Genomic DNA, 328 nt, shown 5'->3' with positions numbered 1-328 from the left:
AATGGGTCCAGAACGGTGGCGAACTGGTGGTGGAAGCCCGCCCGCTCCCGTCGCTTATCGAGGCATCCGATGCCAGTGACGCAGACTGGCAGGACAATGACCCACTGCTGTTCCCGCTCGGCATCACCGTCTGGGACTCCCCCGTGCCCAGCGAATCCATTGAAGAGGATCCGGTCCGGGATCTGATCATGGCCTTGCCCGTTTTTGTGGACAGCCCCTTGCAGTATTGCCTGCAAAGCGACAACGAGGAATTGCGTGAAGGTTGTGCACGGCTGGTCTGTGACGCACCACCGGAGCCCGCGCCTCTTGGGCTGCATGTGGGTGACAA

Annotated in this window: 1 pseudogene; it reads left to right on the top strand. The window is 61.3% G+C overall.

Features of this window, described 5'->3' with window-relative positions:
• A pseudogene (locus A3730_RS31685) lies at nt 1-328 on the top strand (DUF4350 domain-containing protein); the annotation flags it as partial.

The organism is Alcanivorax sp. HI0044, assembly GCF_001634945.1.
The sequence above is the reverse complement of the archived record's forward strand: the minus strand, read 5'-3'. Positions and strand labels throughout refer to the sequence as shown.